At 36.1% G+C, this 3677-nt stretch carries 2 protein-coding genes and 1 pseudogene; 2 read left to right on the top strand and 1 reads right to left on the bottom strand.

The window, feature by feature from the left end:
- The first annotated feature begins 88 nt into the window (after nucleotides 1-88).
- Complete coding sequence (locus ACOVO2_RS12520; RefSeq protein ID WP_421770304.1) at nucleotides 89-1195, top strand: Fic family protein; 1107 nt, start codon at nucleotides 89-91, stop codon at nucleotides 1193-1195.
- 94 nt (nucleotides 1196-1289) lie between these two features.
- The gene (locus ACOVO2_RS12515; protein ID WP_421770303.1) at nucleotides 1290-3140 is read left to right on the top strand and encodes a TlpA family protein disulfide reductase; all 1851 of its coding nucleotides are present in this window, start codon (nucleotides 1290-1292) and stop codon (nucleotides 3138-3140) included.
- Between the two features lie 445 nt (nucleotides 3141-3585).
- Here ACOVO2_RS12515 and ACOVO2_RS12510 read toward each other — a convergent pair.
- Nucleotides 3586-3677 (bottom strand): annotated as a pseudogene (locus ACOVO2_RS12510) (DUF1080 domain-containing protein); the annotation flags it as partial.

The following is a 3677-nucleotide window of genomic DNA, read 5'->3' as shown; positions in this document are numbered from 1 at the left end:
CAAAAGCTTTTGCGGAGAATAATTTTGCTAATCTCCGCAAATTATGCGGAGATTAATTCTTATATTCACCGCATAAATGATTTTTACTATGGGTTTTTATATACATCAGCGAGAAAATTGGACAAACTTTACGTGGGACGATGCCGCTTTGTCGTTATCGCTTGGAAAGGTCAGAAACCTGCAAGGCAAACTTATTGGCAAAATGGAAATCTTGGGTTTTGCCCTACGCCAAGAGGCTCTTTTAGAAACGCTCTCGCTCGATGTACTGAAATCTTCGGAAATTGAAGGAGAATTTCTTAATCCTGAACAGGTGCGTTCGTCGTTGGCTCGGAAACTCGGAATGGACATTGCGGGCTTAGTGGCTTCCGACAGGAATGTAGATGGAATGGTAGAAATGATGCTCGATGCTACCCAAAATAATCAAACGGCACTTAGCGAAAAGCGACTCTTCGATTGGCACGCTGCTTTGTTTCCGACTGGCAGAAGTGGCATGTATGCCATTGAAGTGGCAGCGTGGCGTACGGGAGAAATGCAGGTAATTTCGGGGGCTTTGGGCAAGGAAAAAGTGCATTTTCAAGCACCCGATGCGGCACTACTGCCCCAAGAAATGAGCCGATTTATTGATTGGTTCAATGCCGAGCAAAGCCTTGACCCCGTACTAAAAGCTGGTATTGCACATTTGTGGTTTCTGACGATTCACCCGTTTGATGATGGAAACGGCCGCATTGCGAGAGCCATTACCGATATGCAATTATCAAAAGCTGATGGTAGTTCGCAGCGATTTTTTAGTATGTCGGCACAGATACGGAAACAGCGAAACGACTACTACGCCATACTCGAAAAAACACAAAAAGGCACATCAAACATTACGGGTTGGTTGCTTTGGTTTATGGAATGTCTGACCCAAGCATTGCTCGACACCGACACAATTCTTGAAAAGGTTTTATCTAAAGCAAGGTTTTGGGACATACACCAAAACACAGCATTTAACGACCGCCAAAAGCTGATAATCAATAAGTTAATGGATAATTTTGAGGGCAAACTTACTTCTTCAAAATGGGCAAAAATTGCCAAATGCTCACCCGATACCGCTCTGAGAGATATACAAGATTTGATAAAGAAAGAAGTGCTACAAAAAGAAGCCGCTGGCGGTAGAAGTACTAACTATGAGTTGGTTATGCCAGTTAATAAATAAAATTTCGATTATTTGCTTTAGGATTGAAATATCTTGAAATTGCAAATAACACAAAAAGTCGCTTCACAGCTTTTTCCAACAATTCTTTACTCAAATGAAACACACGCTATTATTTTTCTTAAGCATCTTGAGTGTAAACATTTATGCCCAAAGTGTAAGACTAAATACACCAACACCAGAAGCTGGGCAACAAATAACTGTTACTTACACAGGCAAGTTGGTCAAAGAAGGCACAAAAATGTCTTGTGTACTTCAACATACGCCATCAAATTATTCACCCACCAAAGGGATTCCTACTAAAATCATTAATAATCAAATAGTTGGAAGTTTCACGCTCCCGGACTCTGTTACCTTTTTCTATATCGTAATTTCAAACAAAAAAGAATATGATAATAACGATGGCAAAGGTTATGGGTTTAATATTTATAAAAATGGTAAACCTATTAAATGGACTTTTCTCTCGGAAGGACATTCGATATTTTGGAATAAGGTTAACTTTAATGGAAATATAGATAAAGAAAGAGCTTTAGAATTGATAGAAAAAGAGTTTAAACTTCACCCTGATTTAGAAAAAACCGCTTCTCATTATTACATTAGAGCTCTTTCAAGAACAACTAATCAGAAGAATGAGGCAGTAGATTTGGCAAAATTACGCTATGACGAAATTCTAAAAACAGGCGAAGGCGAAAGATTCACTTATTACTATGCTGAAGTTCTTGCCAATGATAGTTTCAGAAAACAAGACTCATTATTGTCGTTGGTTGCCAATAAGTATCCAAAAGGCTTTACAGATTTTGACCGAAAATTGATGTTATTAAATGGATATTCAACATACGACCCAGACACGGCAATTATCATTTACAATAATATTAAAAGAGATTTTCCGAATGCAACACTGAAAGGCCAAAGAACGGCATCAGAAGGTTTACTCGCAACCTATGCTTATAAAAAAGACGTTGATAAGTTTAACGAAACGTTAAATCTACTTTTAGAGAGAGATAAATCGCAACAAACTATCATTATATGTGCCACTTCGTGTAATAGTATAGCAGCAAATTTACTTGGTATAAAAGACTATAAACAGGCAAAAATCTTCGCAGAAAAATCAATTTTCTTTCATAAGCAATACGATTCTTTATCAATATACTACGGAATGGCTTTAGAAACTTACGCAAAGGTTCTTTCAAAATTAGGAGATAAAAAAGGAGCTATCGTTTATCAAGATAAAGACGTTTATTTAAGAAATAACATTTTTCCTAATGTAAATCAGCAACTTATACAATACTTAATTGAGGATAATCAATTTGATAAAGCCAAAACAAAAGCAGAGGAGTTTATTGTAGATAATGTCTCAAACCCTAAAATTGATTCACTTTACAAAGTTGCCTACATTGCCATCAACAAAGACGAAAGTGGTTTTGATAAGTTATATTCAGAGATAAAAGAAAAGTCGCAGTTAGGAAATGTTGATTATTTGAAACAAAAAATGCTCAATATTGACGCTCCCAACTTTGAACTAAAAGATTTGAAAGGAAATAAAGTAAAACTTTCTGATTTTAGAGGAAGTGTTGTTGTTTTAGATTTTTGGGCTACTTGGTGTGGACCGTGTATAAAGTCGTTTCCTGCCATGCAAAAAACCATGAGCAAGCTCAAAGACAAATCCGTAAAGTTTCTTTTTATTGATACTATGGAAGAAGAAATAGCAAACAAAAATGAGAGAATCAAGAAAATACTTGAAAACAAGAAAGTAAGCGAATTTCATGTACTAATAGATGAAATGAAAAACCTTAGCTACGAAGCCTCTACCGCTTACAATGTTGAGAGTATTCCTGCAAAATATATCATTGATAAAAATGGAAAGTTAAGATACAAAAGTACAGGATTCGGAACCGATGAAGATTTAATCAAAGAATTAACCGCAGTTATAAGTATTATTAATGAGTAGTTATCTGATTTTAAGATTTCGATGTTCGGCTGAATTTTCATTCAGTCGATGTGTAAGCCGTTCTTAGAACGGCATCTTATAAACTTATTTTTGGTGAGTAATTGCATTTTGAGCCGCAGTTCCAATGTGGCAGTAGAACTGAACGCATGTCACAACGACTAATTATTCCATGACGGATATAAAACATTTAGTCGAAGATGAGAATCCTGAAAGGATAATATGATTATAGAAAACGAATACACCCCAAACACATGAATCCCGACGGGATGATATTTCACTCCTTCGGAGTTCTTTGAACCAAACTATTGTACGGTTTTCTATAATCATAACAGCCTTTCAGGCTTTTCATAAACACCTCATTTTTGCCATAAAAACTTGACATTCAAGTATTTATACTAAAAATCAACAATCTAATAAGACATTTTTTTAGAAATATAGAATCCCCCTACTTCAAAATCTTAATCTTAATATCTTTAAAATAGGCGATGCTTTTGGGGTCGTGGCCTTGTAGGGCAACCGTACCCGAACTCAATCTTT

The sequence above is a fragment of the Emticicia sp. genome, from assembly GCF_049241225.1.
In the GTDB taxonomy this organism is placed as follows: Bacteria; Bacteroidota; Bacteroidia; order Cytophagales; family Spirosomataceae; genus Emticicia.
The sequence above is the reverse complement of the archived record's forward strand: the minus strand, read 5'-3'. Positions and strand labels throughout refer to the sequence as shown.

Coding starts and splice junctions, on each gene's coding strand:
- ACOVO2_RS12520 (WP_421770304.1), top strand. CDS start 89: ATGGGTTTTTATATACATCAGCGAGAAAATTGGACAAACTTTACGTGG.
- ACOVO2_RS12515 (WP_421770303.1), top strand. CDS start 1,290: ATGAAACACACGCTATTATTTTTCTTAAGCATCTTGAGTGTAAACATT.